Below are 19,273 nucleotides of genomic sequence, written 5' to 3'. Positions count from 1 at the left end.
TTATTCCCCTTATTTCGATGCAGGAATCAGGCCTTCCGCCGCGAGCGCGGCCTGGACGGCGGGACGGGGCGCCACGCGGCTGAGATAATCGAGCAGTCCCGGCCAGGGCGCGAGGTCCACATTCACGTACTTAGCCCACCCCAGCACGGTGAAGAGGTAGGCGTCCGCCACGGAAAAGTCGTTGCCCATCACATAGGGACCCACCCCGAGCCGCTTCTCGGCATGAGCGATACGTTGTTCGAGCGACGAATTGATGACCGCTTTCGCGTCATCGGAAAGCGCCGAGTTAAACAGCGCGCCGAAGCCCTTGTGCAACTCCGTGGAAATGAAGTTGAGCCATTCCATCAGGCGGTAATGTTCCAGCGTGCCCGCCGACGGCGCCAGGCGTTTTTCCGGCACGCGGTCGGCGAGGTATTGCACGATGGCCGGTCCTTCGGTGAGCACCTGCCCATCGTCGAGCTGCAAGGCCGGGACGCAACCCAAGGGATTGATGGTTTTGTAATCGGAGCCGGTTTCGGTCTGCTTGCTCTGCAGATCCACGCGCTCCAGCTTAAAGTCGAAACTGCCCTCGCGAAGCACGATGTGGGGCGAAAGCGAGCAGGCGCCGGGGCTGTAATAAAGCTTCATGATGTTCCTCTCGGTTTATTTTCGGGTCCTAGTATAGTAAAGTAACCATTAACTTTGAGACAAGAAGGCACGCACACCGCCCATGGTTACTTTTAGGAAACCGACATGCCCCCTGACGACTTGTTTACCGATGCCGCTGAACCCCTTGATGAGGCGCCGCCGTCGCCCGGCCACCGAAGCTGTCCCGTGCGTGATGTGCTTAACCGCTTGGGCGACAAGTGGTCGACGCTGATCCTGGTCACCTTGTCGCAGGGTCCGCAACGATTCAATGCGCTGGCCCGCGCCGTGCCCGACATTTCGCGCCGGATGCTGACCGAGACGCTGCGTCACCTCGAACGCGACGGACTCATCTGGCGCGAGGTAACGCCCTCGACACCCCCATCTGTGCGCTACGGGCTCACCCCGCTCGGGACTTCGCTGATGCCGTCCCTGACTGAGCTCATCGACTGGGCCGAACGCCAACAACCCGAGGTCGTCGCCGCCCGCGTCCGATTCGATAGACGTATGGCCAACAGATGAACGGACCACGGCCATGTGGTCGAGGCATGCTGCATTAGTCCAATATCCTTTGACACTCTTGGACGGAAGGAGACCAATGCGCGCGCGGCCTATCGGCTACCGCATCCTGGGTTTTTCCTGGTAGCCTTAACGTTTGCGGATTGTTCGCTTCATCGACAAGTGTTCTAGCCGCCAAGGTTGATTTCTTTGGCGTGTCATGCCACACCTGTATCGGTTGAATGCCGCACTCAAAGCCAAAGGCGAAAATTCAGCAAACATGATGCCGGTAGGTAGTTCGTGTTTCTCCAGCAGCCGGCGGAAGTTGGGGATGGTGGTTTAGTCCGGAATGCGCTCCAGGCTCAACCCGGCAAACTGGCGCAGGATGGTCGTCTCGTACAGCGCTTCCTCCATCGCCGGGTCGCTGTAGCCGAACCACTTATGCATCAGATGAACCCGCAGCATTGCCGTCAGTGGATAGGCTGGCGGGCCACCCTCACCCTTGGGGTAATGCGGATCGATCAAGGCAATCAAACCCTTCCACGGCACCACCCGATCCATCTCGATCAGGAACAGCTCTTTGCGGGTCTGTTTGCGCTTACCGGCATACTCGGCGTCGAGGAAGGTCATCTGCTTCATTGGAAAACTCGGCGGGTGAAATCCGGGCATTTTGCCAAAATCAGGAAGTCTTCTTCAGAGTTTCCCTAACAGCCGGATTGATGAACTACTGCCCCTCGGTTCCTCAAGCTGAGTAGAGGTGGGGCGGCTGGACGCTTACACCTGCGCTAGGGTTCAAATAACTGGTAAGCTTAATCAAAGTTCAACTATTACTAATGCAGTCAAGTAAACGGTACTTTTTATGAAGATCGGTTATACGCGGGTGAGCACTCGGGATTAGAACGCCGACCTCCAGGTCGATGCCCTGAAACAGGCCGGGTGCGAACGCATCTATCAAGACATCGCCAGCGGCGCAAAAAGCGCGCGGCCGGAGTTGGACAAGTTGCTAGCCCATGTTCGAGCGGGCGATGCCGTGGTGATCTGGAAGCTGGATCGCCTCGGTCGCTCGCTCAAGCACCTGGTTGAGTTGGTCGGCTAGCTGGCTGCACGCAAAGTCGGCTTGCAGAGCCTGAACGACCCCATTGACAGCACCCACGCCCAAGATCGCCTGGTGTTCAACCTGTTCAGTTCGAGCGCGAGCTGATCCGCGAGCGGACTCAGGCGGGCCTGTCGGCGGCACGGACTCGAGGCCGGATCGGTCGCCGTCCCAAGGGCCTGCCAGCCAAGGCCGAGGCCACCGCCATGGCGGCGGAGACCCTGTACCGCGAGGGCCGCCTGAGCGTCAGCGCCATCGGCGAGAAGTTGCACATCTCCAAGAGCACCCTGTACAGCTACCTACGCCACCGTGGCGTCGAGATCGGGACGTACCAGAAGAGCGCCCTGGCGCGAGGTCAAAAGCGCAATATCGCGTCACCGGCAGAGTCAACCGTCGAGCGGGTGGCCACCGTCACCCTGCGCCTGGCGGTGGTGAACAACAGCAAGTTCATGCGCGGTCGGAAGCGGGCCACGGAGAACATCGAGCGCTACTGCCTGGAGCCCTACGGCATGAAGCGGTCGGAGACCGGCCATTACGAGCTGACCATTCCGTATCGGAGCGACGAGGCGCTGGACAAGACCTTGCATGACCTACTAACCGAGATCAGCCAGGAAGCCGATATGCGCAGCTGCTTTATCGAGGCGGAGGCATGGGAGGAAGGCACCGAACGACGCTGGTAAGGCTTGCGTTGGTTTTTGGTTCCCATTGCGCCCCAACCCCCACTTACGTTGCTCATACTTGCCAGCCTAGCGCCACAAGCCGGTACGGCTCCGAGCATCTGTGCTTCACCTCGCAGCAAATACACACATCAAGGGGCTACATTGTTGCAGGAGCTTCACACCCCACCGTTACCAGTGATGCATGTCTTGTTAGGCTATCGCTGGTCGCATAGCGAGTCAGCTACCATTCCAAACTCGGAATAGGTGGACAATTACAGGTAAAACTTTGTGTCGCACAGGATGCCTGAAGTAGTCCCGCATTTTTATCTGACTTCAGTAGCCGCTGATTTTGAAAGCGCTGTATCGAGCAAATAACGATCAGGTCAACCACTTATATCGGCATTTAGCCGGCACAAGCGCTCCGTAGCGACTATTCTCCATTTACAGGCGCACCTCCCACTGCGTTCTCGAGCATAAATAGACGGTCGTTTCCCCACCACATTTCATCGCCCAAAAACATCGTTGGCACACCGAACACTTTGCGTTCGATCGCGGCATGTGTCTGCTCGTCATACCTCTCTGTTGCGGCATCGCTGCTGATAAAGTCCTCGAAGGCGCTACGATCCCAGCCTAGTTTTTCAGATACCAGAGCAGGCAAGCTTTCCAAATCTGGAGCTATGCCATCTCCCCAAACCGCATTAAATACTACATTCACATAGGCACCAGTCTGTGCCATGGCTCCCGAGTAATAAAGCCCAGTATTCATCCGTCGGCTGTTGTAGTTAGCTGGGAATACCAACGGTATTTCGTAAAGCTCGGCCCACCGTTGCAAATCTACTTTCAAATAGTCCAGCTTGACTATCAGGTCGCGATTAGATGGACCAACGTTTCCGATGGCTATTTTAACTCGCGCCAAATCGATTGCGTAATAACGAATGGAAAAGCCATAGTCTTGCGCAAGCTTTGACAAACGATGGTTGGCCAAGTAAGAGAACGGACTCAAAAAATCGAAATAAAAATCGACAATCACAATCAAACACTCCAAGAACAGAAGTCGGCACAATAGCAAAATCGTTCATCACGAATGGCACGCCCCCGTCGTTATGGTGCACTGCCTTTATCCCGTATTCCTGATATCAGCTTTCGCCCAAATTTTTGAAACTGCCAGATCAGCAAACTTTGCTGATCTGGCAATGCCTGGCGCAAGAAATGTGCTTTAGCTCACTTAATTCCTGCACCCTCAGCGTCTGCGCCACCCTGTCACTCAGGTCTGCGGAGGTGAACTACTTCAATTCATTACTGTATTTAGCGTGCAGCGCGGCCCAAGCCTTGCCTGATTTCTGTGCACCAGCGAGGTAGTCTTCTGGAACAAGGTTGTAGGGCGGACGGCAGGGCCCAGCCTTGAGCCAACCAGCCGCATCCATCCGTGCCTTTTCAAGCCCGATATTATACTTCGAGAACTCCGAAAAGTCGCCACGCGGAAACAATGTCGAGTCGGCTGCACGCATATCATCGGAGATGGCTTTGGCCTTGGCCCAGTCACCGGTGCTCTTGGCCCGCACCACTTCGTCACGCAACATGATGGCGGTAGCCGGGCCGCACATGGCCCCGCTTGACCAGAACGCGGTTATGCGCTCGGGATTGATGCGTGCGGCCGCGTAATAGTCATCTTCGTGGGGAAGGAAGCGGATGTTGGGTGCCAGTCTCAGGTCCAAGTCAAGCATTCCGATGCCTAGATACTTCGCAGTCACTACCTGCGGAATTTTGGACATCTCTGCCCAGAATGGGCGAGGGAAGTCGAACTTGAATGCTTCGGGGTTGGCGTAAATCGCAATGGCAGCCTCTGGTACCGCATCTGCAACATCACGATAGAACTGAACCGCTGTAGGCAGGTCCATCTTCACCCACATCGGCACCCCGAGCATAGTGCCGTTGGCGCCAATATCGATAAGCTCTCGGGTCTGGCGGATGACTTCTCGGGTATTTAAGGCTGTCGTGCCACAGAAATAAGGCACGCGACCACGAATGGTCTCGACAATCGTCGAGACATAATCACGTTTTTCATCCCAGGTCAACGTGGCGCACTCACCAAAAGTACCCATACTTAGAATACCGTTGACACCAGCTGCAATCAGCTCTTCAACTATGCGGGCAGTCTCTTCTAAGTCCACGGTGGCAGTGCTGCGCCAATCAGAAGCATCAGGCGTCGAGGGTGTGGGCATTATAGTCCAGGCGCCGTTGATATCTTCGGCGGTAAGACGCGACGTTTTCATAATTTTATTCGACATGGAAACACCCTTTGCGGTTAGATAGATAAAGAACTTTAAACAGAATCATCAGAATTGGCGTCCGATCGCGATCGAAGTTAGTAATGGGTCAAGAGTTACCCGTGCTTTAGCCTCCTGTGGCCCCAAGTACCCTGATGCGTCGGTTTTCAGGTATAACTTCCGGATATCAATGCTAACGAACCAACCACGGTTAACGTCAATATCGGCACCAACATGTAGCGCGGGGGACCAAGCGTGGTCGGCATCGAACGATTTTAGATTAGCGTCCCGACTTTCAAAAATCCGCGTGTAATTGACTCCCGCACCTATGTGAGGGCGAACGGGACCCAAAGCGGGGAGGTTATAGTTCAACGTTAATACTGTTGGAGCGTAAGTTATTTTCCCCAGCTGGATACCAGGAAGTGTGCCTGCGCCCGTCACTTTAGTTGTAGGCGGAATACCGACAATCGCACGTACATTCCACTGGTCGTTGATGGCGTAGCCGAAGTCGAATGTAAGCGCGTTGTTATCGCTCGCATCAGCGCTTCCTCCTGGCACCCGCTGACCATTTAAGTATACTTTTGCGCTAGCATCGAAAGCTACATTAGTCATACCAATACGGTACGTCCAAGGCGACTCTTCGGCCCATGTGGGGCTTGCCAAACAGAATAGAGGATACACAAGACAAATCGTTCTTTTTATCATTATTATTTTCATCCTATTTATTATTCTTGTTTTGAATAGATAGTAGATAGCCTCATGGAACAGATGTGTCCACTAGTTGACTAAGCGCTTGATTCACCTATCTACCTATATACTATGAAACAAATGTCATGGATCGGTATGCGCATGGCCCGAACCACTTCCCCTTCGCTTTAACGTCCTTTGATCTCATCGCCCTGCAAGGTTGGTTGCGTATGAAGATGCTGGACTAGAGCCTCGCCCAACGAGCGCGCATCTTTAGCTCAGTTTTACATCCAGGCCATATCCAGTGGCCTCCACGCCATGGCCGAAGATGTCGCCGACGTAATACTCCGCTTCATCTATGGCCGTGGCACCTCGCCAGCCGGGCTCAATGAGCCAGCCCGAAGGCGTTGCACCATAGAACGTCAACGCCTTGTCGTTGGCGTGAATGCCAAGCTGCAAGGCAATGTCAATTTCGTTCTTTACAAACTGTTGGTGCGTGTATCCCAAGTCTTCCATATGGGTGTACTCAAGCATCAAGTGATTGAGTCGTTTGGCAGCGGGCATGGCACCAAAAGCAATGGAGTGATCACGGGCGTTGCAATGCATGAACGACAGTTCGGCAGTCATGCCGTTGGGCAACGGAATCCGGTATTCGACGTCCCCACGGAAGCCCAGCAGGCTATAAAACTTATGAGCTTCTGCGACGTCGGTTTGGCGAACGATGCAATGGCCCAAGCCTTGGTCACCGGTCACAAACTTTCCGTGCAGGGGGCGACCGGGATGGAACGGGTTGCTCATGTCGATCCGGGGGCCCCAGAATATCTCGGTCGGGTTGCCGCCCGGATCTTCTGTCTTCATCAGACCCAACACCATACGCTCCTGAGCCTCAACTTTGTCGCAGATGCGGATCTTGTAACCGGCATCAATAAGCTTTTGACCCAGAGCTTCGAACTCCGGCTTGCCGGCTACACGCCAGCCTAGGTACTCCAAGTCGTCCTGTCCGTTGTGATGGACTACGATCCGATGATGCCAGTAATCCATCCGCAGATAGAAACGGTCCTTCTCACCCTCATCAAGAACTTGCAGACCTAGCATATCCGTGGCAAATGATTTCCACGCATCAGGGTCCTTGACCGAGATACCCATGTATCCGAGCTCGATAACTGCAGCTTGCTTACTCATAGTTTGATTCCTGGGAGTTAGTGCTTATCAGAAGGGATATTGCTGCTCGAAAGGTTCGATGGTCAGCCACTTGATCTCTGTGAACTCGTCGATTACAGCACGGCCGTCGAAGCGCCCGTAGCCGGTGTTCTTGGTGCCTCCGTAAGGAGCCTGCGCCTCGTTCTGGACGGTCGAACCGTTGATGTGTACAGAACCATATTCGATGGACATACCCACGCGTAGAGCGCGGTTGATGTCGCGGCCAAATACGCCCGACGACAGGCCATAGACGCTGTCGTTGGCAATGCGGACGGCCTCTGCTTCGCCTTTACAACGGATTACCACGGTGATGGGACCAAAGGTCTCCTCATCGTAAATCCGCATGTCAGATTTGACGTGATCCAGGATCGTGGCCGGCATGAGCGCACCTTGGGCCAAGCCGCCGCAAACAACTTTTGCCCCTTTGTCGATCGCGTCTTTGAACAAACCATTGATCCGCTCACCCGAATTTGGCGAGACCATCGGGCCGATGATGCAGTCGCCAGTTACGCACGGGTCGCCTGCGCTCAAGCGCTTAGTTTTTTCGACAAATTTTGCGACAAATTCGTCGGCTATCTTCTCATCAACGATCAAGCGCTCAGTGGACATGCAGATCTGACCTTGGAACAGGAAGCTACCGAACACCGCTGCCTTGACCGCCGCATCGATGTCTGCATCATCCAGAACAATAAGCGGGGACTTGCCGCCGAGCTCCAGCAGGCAGCGCTTGAGGTGTTGCGCGGCTTTCTGCGCGATAATGCTGCCCACGCGGGTGGAACCCGTGAAGTTGATGCGGCGGATCTCCTTGGCAGAGATCAGTGCGTCAGCGATCTCGGGCGAACGGTCAGGCGAAGAGTTGAGGTAATTGAGCACGCCAGCGGGCAGCCCGGCTTCCTGCACGCACTGGGTGATCAGGGCATGCGTCGCGGGACTAAATTCAGAGCCTTTGAACACCACAGTGTTGCCACAGACCAGCGGATAAGCGATGGCTCGTGCCGCAAGCACTGCGGTGCCGTTCCATGGAACGATGCTTAGGATCGGGCCGACCGGCTGACGTAGTGTCATTGAGAGCGTTTCGGCTTTGTCCGTTGGGATGGTTTCACCCTGAATTTGGGTAGCCAGCGAGGCAGCCTCTCGGAACACATTGGCAGACGCATGGACGTTGAATCCGGCCCAAAGGGCGGAAGCTCCCACCTCCATGGCCATCACTTCGATGAACTTGGGTGTTTTACTTTCCATGACATCGGCGACCTTTAGGAGAAGGCGGCGACGCTCTGAAGGTCCAACGGCCTTCCAGGTCTTGAACGCCTCCTCGGCCGCTTGCGCCGCCTTTATCGCGTCCGTCACTGTGGCGTTTGCGCTCTCAGTCACCACATCGCTGCTGACGGGGTGTATGCGCTCGAAGGTCTGCTGGTCACTAGAATCGATCCAGGCGTTATTGATAAACAGTTTTGTCTTCATGGGGCGTCACCTGAAATGTGTCTATAACTTCTGATCGGCTACAAGCTCACTTGCGACCGAGCGCCATACCGCCATCAATGCTAATCACGGTGCCGGTGATGAATTTTCCTTGCTTTCGCGAAGCCAGCAACAAATAGGGTGCCACCACGTCTTCGGGCTTGGCTGCAAACCCAAGAGGCGTGAGACCTTTGATCATATCGTCGATGCCGGGCATGTCTTTCATGTGCATTTTGTCGAAACCGGCGCTCGCGGGACCGCACAGAGACGTCACGGTGCCCCCCGGCGAAACAGCGTTCACGCGAACTTCGGGGGCCAATTCGTAGGCCAAAGCCTTAACCATACCGAGCACCGCATGCTTGCTGGCGATGTAGCAAGAACCACCACCACCGACCGCATGGGACGACACCGAAGCGGTCATCACCACTGATCCGTTAGTCTTTTTCAGTTCCGGCAGGGCGGCACTGATGCCACTGAAATAGCTCTTGACATTAATGTCGAATATTTCGTCAAAACTGCTCGATATTTTCTCCCAAGGCTCTTCGATGCTCAGCATGTAATCCCAGATACCGGCATTTGCAATAAAACAATCAAGATGACCGAATCTATCGATTGTTTGCTTTATCAGCTTCTCATTTGTTGCGTGGTCCCGGACATCGCCCACTACAATCTCGAGTGCGTCCTTGAACTCTTTGCAAAGAAGCGCCTCTTGCTCCTCGTTTCGTACGAGAGCGGATACGTAATAACCGGCCGACTTAAAGGACCGAACCAGTTCGAGACCGATTCCTGAGCCTGCACCGGTTATCGAAACGACTTGTTGATTGCCCATACACGTACATTCCCTTTGATTAATGGTGACCGCGGTTGCAGTGACCATTTGTAAAAATGGTCACTGAATCACAGAAAGACCATCAGATTGTGCGTCTGAAGTATGCGCTCTGGGTAATCGACGAATCGCTGGACCAATTTTCGTACTCCACCTTCGCCACGTTTCCATTTATCTTCCCGGGCGGCGTAGAAGACATCGACCTGATTGCCACGTCGTGCCCGGTGCAGAATGACGTTGGAGCGGATGTGAAGTAGCTCTTTGTCATTTACGTCCATTGCGGCCTGGACGTTGGTGATAAAGCGAGTAAAGCGCAGCTTCGGGCTGTTGCCCCAGTTTTGCGGATCCAGTTGATGCTCAACTCGAACTTTCAGTTGCTGAAAATTTTCGTTGTAAACGTTCATGGCTTCATTGAGCTTATAACGACGCTCTGAAGCTGCGCGCAGTTCGCGTGAAATGACCTGATATTGCACCTCTGCCCCCACGCAGTGCTCTAACCAAGCACGGTAAGCCTGAATGTCCAACAAATGCGCTTCCTGGGTCAGCAGCGTAGTGGCTTCTTGTTGCAAAGCAGAGTCGTGGCAATTGAAGAAACGAAGAATCTCTTCGGCGTCGTGGGCGGAAACCAGCTTGTCTTCTTGAATATTGATCATCATGGTCGACTCGTCTGTTAGCGATCAGTAGTCTTCGTAAGTTCAGTATGCCAAGTACTAGAGGCATGCTCGAACTCAGCCCAGTTGGAGCTGCTGACGTGTGCCTGGTAAGCCCGGTAGAAACCACGATAACTGGTCTCGCCGATCGCCGATTTGCCGACGACGCCTGGATAGACCGCGTCGCCGTATACGTCCTCACCGAAACCAAGGTTTGAAAGCAGATCACTATCTCTTGATTGATATTTCTTGCCGTTTTGCGAAGCTGTTTCCATATTGTCATTGTCGTCGCTTTCCCAGAAGCCAGCAGGCCCGAACGTTCGCTGAACAGAGTCGGCCAAGCGGCGCTTGAGATCCTCAGGCATGTCTTTTTCGACAATGGCGTAGGTCCAGACCTCGGTGGTGTTTGCGTCGATCGGGTTCCATACTTTGAAAACACCCGAGCAGGTCAGCATGCTGTTGTTCGGGAAAACGGTGCAGTTGAGGTGGCTGCGATAAATCCGAGCGCGAACATCGCCAATTTCTTTGTTCAGCCTTTCCTGCTTTGCGCCTCCGAATGCCATCAATTCCGGAACCAAGTCTGCGCTATGCACACCTGAATATCCGTCCCACAACACACCCATGCCGCTGCCGTATTTGGAGGTCATTTGCAAGCCTGCGCCTTCAGGTGGTAGCGCCGCATTGCCAGCGAGCGACGAGAAGATAGACTCCCCCGAGCGAAGCGAAGACGCGTGCGTCCAACCCACGTGGTATGCATCTCCCACAAAGTTTTCCGCGGGTGCCTTCCAGTTGGCCTTGATCACAACCTTGCCTGGAGGACCGACCAGTTCTAAACCGCCGGAATGCTTGAACATAGGTTCCAGGTACCAAGCAGCGTCACCCAGATAGTCCATAAGAGGAGGGGCCTCCTGGTCGAAGCAACCGTAGATGAAGCCATGGAAGCTCTCCACGCGAGCGACTTCTTTCAACCCCAGACATTTTTTATTGAGCGACTCGCCGTACAGATCTTTTTCAAATGGAACGCTCTGCAGTTCACCGTTGGAGCCGAAGCCCCAGCCGTGATAGCTGCAAACAAAACCTTTGGCATTGCCGGCTTCCACGCTCACCAGCGTCTTGCCACGATGCCGGCAAACGTTCAGAAAAGCACGAATCGAACCGTCGTTCTGCCGGGAGACGATGACCTCGTCAATCCCCATTTTTGCGGTAACATAGTCGCCGGGGGCAGGAATCAGGCTATCATGAGTGAGAAAAAGCCAGTTCCGCGCAAAAATGGTTTTCAGTTCATGTTGGAAAAGTTCTTCATCGCCATGAATCAGGTGCTTTTGGCTCAGACCAGATTCACTTACCAAGATTTTATTATTGTAATTCATGTTTTCACCTAAAAAAGATGGAATGGGGGTGATTACGCTCTAGGGCCCGGGGTGCCTCCTGTTAAAATTCTTAGCTCAAATCAATCATTACGCGCAGGTTCTCAATCTTGACTGGATATGTTTTGATGTTCTGTGTCACGGGTGCGCACAGGGCTTTGCCTGTGCAAACGTCAAACCGACCTTGATGCAAGGGGCATTCGATTTCTCTACCCTCGAGATAACCATCACTCATGCGGGCGGAACCATGCGTGCACAGGTTGTCGGTAGCGTAGATTTCGCCTTCAACTTCATACAGCGCCAGCTCCTTGCCCTCGACAGTCACGCCGAGGACGTCACCTTCAAGGATGTCAGAAAGAGCGACTGCTTCAATCCACTTTACTGTCATAAAGCAATCCTCAGATGGGGTAAATGAGGAATTTAGGGAGCATTTCGCTGCCGCAAATACAGACGCTGCCCTTATTGTTTACGTTCATTTGAATGTCTTCCTGATGAATTCTCGATGGACAGAGGTGCATGGCCGGGAACTATTCAGATCCCACCGGGATAGAAGGCATCGGCATAAATATGTTCGGGTGATATTCCAAGATGCTTGGTGACGGTGCACAACGCTTCAACCATCGCTGGTGCGCCGCACAGGTAGGCCCTCCACCCAGCCAGCGAAAGGATGTCTTTTTCGATCACATCGGTAATTAGGCCGGCTCGCTGACCCTCATTAATCGGGCCCGTTGCAATCACCGTGTGTACGGTCAGTTGAGGGTGGTCAGCGGCGAGTTTGTGCAATCGCTCTGCGTCGTAGAGGTCTTGCTGACTGCGCACCCCGAAATAAAGGAGGATGGGGTTCGTCATACCCGACTTCAGCGCGCCGCGAACAATCGACAGCACCGGTGCGAGTCCGGTCCCGCCACCTACACACAGCATCGGTCCGGTGTGCTTCTGACGTAGATAAGCCGTACCAAGAGGCCCGCTCAACTTGATGCTTGTACCTTCGCGGACGTGTTCGAAAACATACTCCGTGACGCGCCCACCCGGCACCTTGCGTATGTGGAACTCCATTTCTTGGTCATCTGGCAAACCTGCCATTGAATACGGACGCGCATGCTCAGGGCTGAACTGCAGTGTCGCGTACTGTCCGGGTGAGAACTCGAAGGGCTTGGAGAGGCGTACGCGTAAGCGACGGATATCGTGAGTGGGCGACTCGACTGCGACCACTGTGCCCTTGATGATTCGCGCCGGGTGAGTGACAATTTCGTCGGCTTCTGGGACTTCGATAGCGCAATTGCCAGTGAGTACTGACTGACAGGCGAGCACATACTGCTTGTCGGTGAGGTTTGATTGCCCATTTTCCGCCCCAGAATCAATGACACTGCCATCTATAACCCGGCAGCGACAGGTTCCGCAACGCCCAGACAAGCAACTGTAGGAAATAGCTACACCGTTCTCGCGAAGCACTTCCAGAAGGTTGGCACCGGCACTGAAGGGAATTATGCGATTGTTCGGTTGTATGAGGAGTTCCATAATATGGCTTCGTTATTATAAGACTTATATGGTAAATAATCGTGAATACGACGTTATATGTCAATAACGCATAAGTGAGGTTGTTTATCACCAATGTGAATACTCATAACCTGGCTCCCCTTTCAGAAAATTACGCACTCCACCCTGAAGGAATGTTCCTGATAGCGAGGTGGCGATAGTGAAACCGCCCAAGGCACCAAACCCGTGTTGGATCGCGCCACAACTGGTTACTCTACTGACACTGTCGTCGGCAGGAGCATGGCGATACGAGATCAAGTACGACTGGTATCGTCTGTTAGCACGGATCGATGGTGACCAGGTGCAGCTTTTCACCAAAAACGGGTTTGACTAGATCGATCATATGCCACTCCTGGCCAAATAGCTGGGACGCCTAGCCGTCCATTCAGCCTGGCTCGACGGTGAGGTCGTATTCCAGGAAGACGACGGTCGACCAGCATTTCAAGCCCTGCAGTCAGCGTTCGCCGCACGGTGTACCGACAAATTTGTGTACGTGGCGTTCGACCTGCTCTACCTCGACGGTGCAGATCTGCGGGGAGAGGGCGTTGAACTGAGCCGCCAGGTACTTGAGGCGCTCCTCGAGCACTGCCCATTGGAGCGCGTACGCTTCAGCGATACCCTGGAAGCTTACCCAGTGCAGCTGCTGGCCAACGCTTGCCGGATGCAGCTGGAGGGAATCGTGGAGAAGCGTGATGGCCGCCGCTACAGCAGCGCAAGGAACGGCGCTTGGGTGAAATTGAAATGCGATAATCGCCAAGAATTTGTGATCTCAGGATTCACGCGCGCAGCTACCGGCGTCGGTTCGCTGTTACTGCGGGCTCCCCTTTACGAACTGATTACGGCCTTGCTGGCGCAGACGGCGTGGAATAATTGGTCGAAATCAGCGATCAAGGTTCCCCTTTCAATGAATGCTCTGTCGAAAGGCCTACTCGGGTTGGGAGCTATGCCCCTCACGCTGCTGGGCTCATTTGCTGTGTTTCCGGTTTTCAATGCGCCCAGCCAGGGAAACTGGATAGTCGCCGGCACCGTCGCTGCTGCTGGCGCTCTCGGGGCCTGGTTTATTGAGTGGACGGAGCGGAAAGTGGTGGCAATCGCGTCGTCATCGACCTGAAGCCGAATCAAGTGATCGTCGGCGGAGTGCCGATCGACTGCCCATTTTCCTCCATGACTCATTTTTCAGGAGCCGCGATGCGCTTGCCGAGGCTGTTGGTATCGCCGTCAACGAGGCCATGCTCAAACAGGAGAAATTCCTTGTCGCACGAAAATCGGCACTCATCAGGATCTGGCCGGGGAGCTTTCAGGTGACCGACTTCGAGCTGAAGGCGCTGTCCGCTGCCATTACGGCCGAGTTCATTTCACCGGCGTTTGAGCTGATGAGGCAACCGATGCCTCCCCAGGAACACCGCAACCTTTCCAGTGCTACGGCAGCGAATCGCTGAGCAACACAACGCCTTCCGGACAGAGGAATCGAACGGTGGCCATCAACGAAGAAATTCAGGCGGTACTCAGCAACCCTGGAACCAGTGCCTGAGTACGGGCAGGAAGAGTTCGCGGAGCTGCGATCGTATTACCCTGAGCTGTCCATGGTTTCGGACGGCTCTCTCTACTCGTTGTTCGATGTGTTCCAGATGGAGTGCCGCTTCGTTAACGGTTGGTCGGCAAACCGAGACGATGACTTCCTGTTCTACCTGCTCGGCAAGGTAGCAGACAGCAAGAACGACCACGAAACGGCCAAAGAGGTCGGTGAGTGGGTGGCCGACGCCCTGTTGCATGGCGCAACCTTGGATGCTGCCCTGGAGACCGGGCGAAGTGCAGACGGGTACAACCAGGCGATCGGCAAGCTCGCGCACCGGATTGCCGATGCCATGCGCTTCCTGGCTGATGACAAGAAGGCAACGGATCTCCGTGGTCGTCCCATTACGACCATGGGGGACACGATGCGGCTTGGCCGGAAGTTCAACGCCACAGCTATGGTGGTGGAGCAGAAACTTCCATTCTGATCGCACCTGCGAAATATAGGAACTGCGAGGGAGGGGGCAAAGTTCAGGCAAAATTGGTTGTTGTTAGGGCGCTTCTGGCAGAGCGCCCTCATCTCGGTGGTCAAGCGGCCGGCTGAACCTTGGCCAGATCTGACCCAGCATCAGGGGCAAGCTCCGAAACCAGATCCGATACTTCACCGTTCACCTGGGGAGCGTTAACGACAAGAAAGTCTCCCCAATCCTTCATCAGGGCGCGACGCTTATCCAGCAAGTCGCCGCGGTTATAAGCTGCTTCAACCTTACTGTTGAGGGTATGCGCGAGAGCCATTTCGCAAACCTCTCGCTGGTGATCGGTTTCTTCCGCGGCCCACGTCCGAAAAGTAGATCTGAACCCATGCGGTACGACGCCATCGACCTGGAGCTGATCGAGTACCCTTGCCATGGCATTGCCGGGAATAGGGCCTGTTCGCCAGGAGTTGAGAAATATCCATTTGTCATGCTTTCCGATCTGCTGCCGTAGCACCTCGAGCATTTGCTCCGTAAGGGGTACCCGGTGAGCCTTGCCCGCTTTCATGCGTTCTGCTGGGATGTACCAGACTTTCTCCTCCCAATCTATTTCCGGCCACTGGGCCCCGCTTACCTCTTGGTTACGGGTCGCAGTCAGAATTGCGAATTCAACAGCACGAGCTGCTGCCCCATCCAGGGAATCGAGCCTGGCCAACAGCTCGGCAGTGCGTGAAGGTGTCGGAGACGGGAAGGGGACTACCGTATGCGATTGCTTGGGCAAGAGCTTGTCGAGATGACCACGCCACCGTGCGGGGTTTTCACCTTGCCGAAGCTTCAGTGCCTTGGCTGCATCGAGCACGAGCTCTATGCGATTCCGGACGCGGTTCGCCGTGACGGGGATCTTGCTCCAGATCGGCGTTAGCACATCCAGGATATCGTCCGTGTCGACCTCGGCTATCCGAAATCCGCCTATGACAGGGTAGACATGCTTCGTGAGGGAATTCTGCCATTGCTGGTGGTGTCTCTTGGACCAGCTCGACGAATGCGTGCGTATGTACCTTTCTGCCGACGCCCGAAATGTGTGGCTCGTTGTGGCTCGCGAGGCTTTGGCAGCTTTGGCCTTCACGCGCTCAGCGACTGGATCGACGCCACGGGCGATATCGAGTCGGTACTTGTCAGCCTCCAGTCTTGCGTCTCTGAGGCTCAAAGCAGGGAATGTCCCCAGGGCAAGGTCGTGCCGTTGTTTCGCCAGCATATAGCGAAAGACCCAGCTTTTCCGCAGGGTAGCTGATACACGAAGAATCAACCCTCGGCCGTCCTGGTAGGAGCCGGGCTGGTCGACATCCTTGACGAACTTAGGGGTTAGTTTGCTCATGAGGTACCCCCGGTCTCCGGGCCGCTCTTTTCATCTGCCGGCACGTCATCCTGAAAAGCGAGAGAAATGTTCTCCGGCCGAATGAGGTGAGGGCACGCAAGCTCGTACCCACCATCTGAAACGAGGTGTAAACCGGAGCGATCGACGGCGAGAACGGAAATCGCTCCAGGCTCGTCATCGAGCGCTTCACCCAGCCAGTTACTGAGTGCGTCTTCAACTGCCAGCATCGACCCAAAGAAATAGACCATTTCCTTGGCCTCACCGAGTAGAGCGGAGCGAGGTCCAATCTGCGGCCGTAAACCGTCACGGAAGATGGAGTCAAGATTATGGGTTGGCGTGACGTGGTAAATCTCACCTGAAATAGGCTCGTTTTGAGCGTGCTCATTCGAATCATGGTTTTTCACTACGGATTCCTCGCGGCTCGTTTGTTCGCAGGCGCTGATACTGAAATCGCGCCAGATCTCGCCGCAATGTAGGAGGATAAGATATCCCCATACAAAACGGCTATAGGCCAAAATCTATAAGGAATTCCAGAAAACCGAAATATTACGTCCCACACCATAGCCCACAGTTGCTATCGAGCAGAATGACCCTTCCAGGAAGCAGAGGAGGCAGACCGGCGAGAGCATGAGTATCTGGACCAGGTGAGGTAGGGAGAGGAGAGGGGGGAATCGCCCACCCGGCAGCAGGTCTGAAGGCTTGGGTAACCAAAGGGTGCTGCCGCTGACCTAAAAATGACCCATTGGTCAGTTTTCAATCAGCGCCAACAGGCCAGGTCTTAGTAGTGCCTGAGGCATGATCAAAAACACAGCGAGCCCCGGCCGGTGACCCCACCAGCCGGGGCTTTGCTTTTTCAGGCGATTTTGTTGCCTGAAACCGCGCCATCATTTCTCACCCTTCCCATAGCATCGAAGCATCCCCATTTTTGGACATGCGATCGATGCGACAACCACTCAAAACAACCCTGAGACGGCTGGTCAACGTGACCGTGATCGGCCTGTATCTCAACAGCATGACCTTCAACGCCTAGGCCGACGCTGTGACCGCTGGATCTTCGGCCGGGCAATCTGTAGGCCAGCAGGTACTTCAGGTGTTCGATGGCGGGGACGCCTCGGTCACGCTTCAGGACCTGTTCCCTGAAACTGGAGACACTGCCTCGCTCGAGAACGTCTACGGCGACGATGTGAAGACGATCGATCTCGGGTTGCGAGCAAACACCCGTCTTCAATCGGAATCGTCCTCTGAGGGAGAGGCATACCGAACCCTGATCGACAGCGGCAACCGCATGTCGGTAGATCTCTCCAACGACCCTATGCTCAATCAGGCTGATCAAGTTCGTTCCCCTGACTTCATGGATGGGTTTAAGCAGAACTTCGCGGACTGCACCTCTACCGAAGTTTTTGAGAACGTGACGAAAAACGCCCATGTTGCCAATTACAAAACATGTGAGCGCGTCGTGGATCAAGGCGGAAACGTTGAGTTCCTGCATGACTACAAGGTAGGTGTAATCGAATACGTTTCCGGGCAGCCAAACTTTCAGTCGTGCGGACCAGGTTGCTTGTACATCTGGGTCGGCATGGTAGGGGACAACTACTGGAGCGGGAACTGCAAAATCTATGAGGAGTACACCCGATTCCGCGTGATAGCCAAGGACGCCATTATTTCAGCTACCGTCGACAGAGCTGTTTTCGACGAATCCTTCGTACGCTTAGAGGACCAGCGCGAACCATTGGTGGACGTGGGCCGAGCTATTCAGGCGCGCGTGCTGCAGTGGGTTGCGTTGCCGGTCGGTGTGGGCATCGGCCACACCAAAACCCTCGCCAAGGCAGCACAACATGCCTCGAAGATCTGGCGTGAGAAAACCGGTGGTGTTGTAGACCTGCGCAAGCCGGAGGCTGTTGAGTGGTTGTTGCGCCGGATGCCTGTCGAAGAAGTGTGGGGCATTGGCAGGCGTATGCGCGATAACCTGGCCGGTGAAGGCATTAAAACAGCGTGGGAGCTATCCCACGCTGAGCCGCGAACAATGGGCCGCAAATACTCAGTGGTCTTGGAACGAACGATCAGGGAGCTTCGCGGCGAGTCCTGCATCGACATGGAACAAAGCCCACCGGACACACAGACCATTTGCTCAAGCAAGATGTTTGGTCAGCGCGTCCACACAATCGAGGGGCTTGGCCAGGCGTTGGCCACCTATATCCACAAGGCCGCTGAGAAGCTGCGCAAGCAGCGATCTTTGTGCGGTGGCCTGCGGATCGGCATACAGACCTCGTTCCATGGCGACGGTCCGAAGTACGCCAATGCAGCCACGGTCATTCCCGACTACCCAACAGATGACGTGCGCGTGCTGACAAAGCACGCGCTGCGTGCGTTGGAAGGCATCTACAGGCCGGGCTTTGCGTACAGCAAAGCTGAGGTCATGTTAATGGATCTGCGAAAGCGTGGTGAGTACACGCAAGATCTGTTCACGCCGAGTCAACCGGCGCGCACTGACGCGCTCATGAGCGTTATGGACAAGATCAACAGACGGTGGGGACATGATTGCTTACGCACTGCAGCTGTTCCCCTGTCGCCGGACTGGGGCATGCGTAGGGCTCTGCTGAGCCCTAGTTACATGACCAGTTGGGATCAGATGTGGACGGTGCAATGCTAGTCGTCTAAGAATTCTTTGGCCGGGGCTGGAACATCAACCCAGTCAGCCTTTTTCATCCATTGCACGAATTCATCAACGGACTGCCCGCTTTTGGCGTGAAGATCCGCAAGCATTCCCGACAGCTTCCCATAAGACGTTTCAAAGGTTTCCTCGTCTTCAACCTCTGCGTAACTACCGTAGGGGTCATCAGAATTGAAGACCTGGCCAATGTGCTTGCCGTGAACCCAGCGGAGGTGTTCGTGTTCCCGCCAGTAGTGCGGAAACCGTGTGGCCACCTCGCTCCAGTCGGTGATGGTGTAGTGGTCGGGGTAGTTGCAACCGGCGTTTGACGTATACACCCAATACAACGCGCCAAGCGTTGGATGGACGGTGCTAACAAGGACTTCGCTCATGCGCAG

At 54.8% G+C, this 19,273-nt stretch carries 21 protein-coding genes and 1 pseudogene; 7 read left to right on the top strand and 15 right to left on the bottom strand.

Annotation, left to right across the window (positions count from 1 at the left end; all coding sequences use genetic code 11):
- Positions 1-9: 9 nt before the first annotated feature.
- Complete coding sequence (gene gstA, locus BLW70_RS00405; protein WP_011117411.1) at positions 10-627, bottom strand: glutathione transferase GstA; 618 nt, start codon at positions 625-627, stop codon at positions 10-12.
- A gap of 105 nt (positions 628-732) precedes the next feature.
- Between gstA and BLW70_RS00400 the strand changes: the two genes are divergently transcribed.
- Complete coding sequence (locus BLW70_RS00400; protein ID WP_011154418.1) at positions 733-1,146, top strand: winged helix-turn-helix transcriptional regulator; 414 nt, start codon at positions 733-735, stop codon at positions 1,144-1,146.
- A 255-nt stretch (positions 1,147-1,401) separates the two neighbouring features.
- Here the strand turns inward: BLW70_RS00400 and BLW70_RS00395 are convergent.
- Positions 1,402-1,761, bottom strand: a pseudogene (locus tag BLW70_RS00395) (transposase); the annotation flags it as partial.
- Positions 1,762-2,044: 283 nt separating this feature from the next.
- Between BLW70_RS00395 and BLW70_RS31650 the strand changes: the two are divergent.
- Positions 2,045-2,218 carry a recombinase family protein gene (locus tag BLW70_RS31650; RefSeq protein ID WP_442793073.1) on the top strand — a complete coding sequence of 58 codons (174 nt, stop codon included), beginning with the start codon at positions 2,045-2,047 and terminating at the stop codon, positions 2,216-2,218.
- A 203-nt stretch (positions 2,219-2,421) separates the two neighbouring features.
- Positions 2,422-2,895, top strand: a complete 474-nt coding sequence (locus BLW70_RS31645; RefSeq protein WP_011117408.1) for a helix-turn-helix domain-containing protein — start codon at positions 2,422-2,424, stop codon at positions 2,893-2,895.
- 409 nt (positions 2,896-3,304) lie between these two features.
- Here BLW70_RS31645 and BLW70_RS00385 read toward each other — a convergent pair whose 3' ends face one another.
- The 10 genes from BLW70_RS00385 to ndoR all read right to left on the bottom strand — a co-directional run bounded on the left by BLW70_RS00385 (position 3,305) and on the right by ndoR (position 12,847).
- Positions 3,305-3,904 (bottom strand): 2-hydroxychromene-2-carboxylate isomerase, encoded by a 600-nt coding sequence (locus tag BLW70_RS00385; RefSeq protein ID WP_011117407.1) that lies wholly within the window; start codon positions 3,902-3,904, stop codon positions 3,305-3,307.
- Between the two features lie 253 nt (positions 3,905-4,157).
- Positions 4,158-5,162 carry a trans-o-hydroxybenzylidenepyruvate hydratase-aldolase gene (locus BLW70_RS00380; RefSeq protein WP_011117406.1) on the bottom strand — a complete coding sequence of 335 codons (1,005 nt, stop codon included), beginning with the start codon at positions 5,160-5,162 and terminating at the stop codon, positions 4,158-4,160.
- Between the two features lie 48 nt (positions 5,163-5,210).
- A complete protein-coding gene (locus BLW70_RS00375; protein WP_012727770.1) occupies positions 5,211-5,846 on the bottom strand; it encodes an OmpW/AlkL family protein in 636 nt (211 codons plus the stop codon).
- 255 nt (positions 5,847-6,101) lie between these two features.
- Positions 6,102-7,010 carry a 1,2-dihydroxynaphthalene dioxygenase gene (nahC, locus tag BLW70_RS00370; protein ID WP_011117404.1) on the bottom strand — a complete coding sequence of 303 codons (909 nt, stop codon included), beginning with the start codon at positions 7,008-7,010 and terminating at the stop codon, positions 6,102-6,104.
- Between the two features lie 27 nt (positions 7,011-7,037).
- The gene (locus tag BLW70_RS00365) at positions 7,038-8,489 is read right to left on the bottom strand and encodes an aldehyde dehydrogenase (RefSeq protein ID WP_011117403.1); all 1,452 of its coding nucleotides are present in this window, start codon (positions 8,487-8,489) and stop codon (positions 7,038-7,040) included.
- Between the two features lie 46 nt (positions 8,490-8,535).
- Positions 8,536-9,315 (bottom strand): 3-(cis-5,6-dihydroxycyclohexa-1,3-dien-1-yl)propanoate dehydrogenase, encoded by a 780-nt coding sequence (hcaB, locus tag BLW70_RS00360; protein WP_011117402.1) that lies wholly within the window; start codon positions 9,313-9,315, stop codon positions 8,536-8,538.
- A gap of 68 nt (positions 9,316-9,383) precedes the next feature.
- On the bottom strand, positions 9,384-9,968 hold the full coding sequence (ndoC, locus tag BLW70_RS00355) for a naphthalene 1,2-dioxygenase system small oxygenase NdoC (RefSeq protein ID WP_074870910.1): 585 nt from the start codon (positions 9,966-9,968) through the stop codon (positions 9,384-9,386).
- 14 nt (positions 9,969-9,982) lie between these two features.
- On the bottom strand, positions 9,983-11,332 hold the full coding sequence (gene ndoB / locus BLW70_RS00350; protein ID WP_011117400.1) for a naphthalene 1,2-dioxygenase system large oxygenase NdoB: 1,350 nt from the start codon (positions 11,330-11,332) through the stop codon (positions 9,983-9,985).
- Between the two features lie 70 nt (positions 11,333-11,402).
- Entirely contained in the window at positions 11,403-11,717 is a 315-nt protein-coding gene (gene ndoA / locus BLW70_RS00345; protein ID WP_011117470.1) for a naphthalene 1,2-dioxygenase system ferredoxin NdoA, read from the bottom strand.
- A 143-nt stretch (positions 11,718-11,860) separates the two neighbouring features.
- Positions 11,861-12,847 (bottom strand): naphthalene 1,2-dioxygenase system ferredoxin--NAD(P)(+) reductase NdoR, encoded by a 987-nt coding sequence (gene ndoR / locus BLW70_RS00340; RefSeq protein ID WP_011117469.1) that lies wholly within the window; start codon positions 12,845-12,847, stop codon positions 11,861-11,863.
- Positions 12,848-13,229: 382 nt separating this feature from the next.
- Here ndoR and BLW70_RS00335 point away from each other — a divergent pair, with 382 nt between their 5' ends.
- The 3 genes from BLW70_RS00335 (at position 13,230) to BLW70_RS00325 (ending at position 14,865) form a co-directional block, all read left to right on the top strand.
- Positions 13,230-13,976 (top strand): ATP-dependent DNA ligase, encoded by a 747-nt coding sequence (locus BLW70_RS00335; RefSeq protein ID WP_080690697.1) that lies wholly within the window; start codon positions 13,230-13,232, stop codon positions 13,974-13,976.
- A 118-nt stretch (positions 13,977-14,094) separates the two neighbouring features.
- The gene (locus tag BLW70_RS00330) at positions 14,095-14,304 is read left to right on the top strand and encodes a hypothetical protein (protein WP_019694519.1); all 210 of its coding nucleotides are present in this window, start codon (positions 14,095-14,097) and stop codon (positions 14,302-14,304) included.
- Positions 14,305-14,448: 144 nt separating this feature from the next.
- Entirely contained in the window at positions 14,449-14,865 is a 417-nt protein-coding gene (locus BLW70_RS00325) for a hypothetical protein (RefSeq protein WP_011117398.1), read from the top strand.
- A gap of 100 nt (positions 14,866-14,965) precedes the next feature.
- On the opposite strand, the gene BLW70_RS00320 is transcribed toward BLW70_RS00325, so the two are convergent.
- Both BLW70_RS00320 and BLW70_RS00315 read right to left on the bottom strand, forming a co-directional pair.
- Positions 14,966-16,225: a tyrosine-type recombinase/integrase gene (locus BLW70_RS00320; protein ID WP_011117397.1), complete on the bottom strand. Its 1,260-nt coding sequence runs from the start codon at positions 16,223-16,225 to the stop codon at positions 14,966-14,968.
- Complete coding sequence (locus BLW70_RS00315) at positions 16,222-16,629, bottom strand: hypothetical protein (RefSeq protein ID WP_011117396.1); 408 nt, start codon at positions 16,627-16,629, stop codon at positions 16,222-16,224. Before BLW70_RS00315 ends, BLW70_RS00320 begins: the two co-directional genes overlap by 4 nt.
- 635 nt (positions 16,630-17,264) lie before the next feature.
- On the opposite strand from BLW70_RS00315, the gene BLW70_RS30650 reads away from it, so the two are divergent.
- Positions 17,265-18,875, top strand: coding sequence for a Y-family DNA polymerase (locus BLW70_RS30650; RefSeq protein WP_228409389.1), 1,611 nt, complete (start codon positions 17,265-17,267; stop codon positions 18,873-18,875).
- Here the strand turns inward: BLW70_RS30650 and BLW70_RS00305 are convergent.
- A complete protein-coding gene (locus BLW70_RS00305; protein WP_011117394.1) occupies positions 18,872-19,267 on the bottom strand; it encodes a hypothetical protein in 396 nt (131 codons plus the stop codon). The genes BLW70_RS30650 and BLW70_RS00305 overlap by 4 nt on opposite strands.
- Positions 19,268-19,273: the final 6 nt, after the last annotated feature.

The organism is Pseudomonas frederiksbergensis, from assembly GCF_900105495.1.
Classification (GTDB): Bacteria; Pseudomonadota; Gammaproteobacteria; order Pseudomonadales; family Pseudomonadaceae; genus Aquipseudomonas; species Aquipseudomonas frederiksbergensis.
The sequence above is the reverse complement of the archived record's forward strand: the minus strand, read 5'-3'. Positions and strand labels throughout refer to the sequence as shown.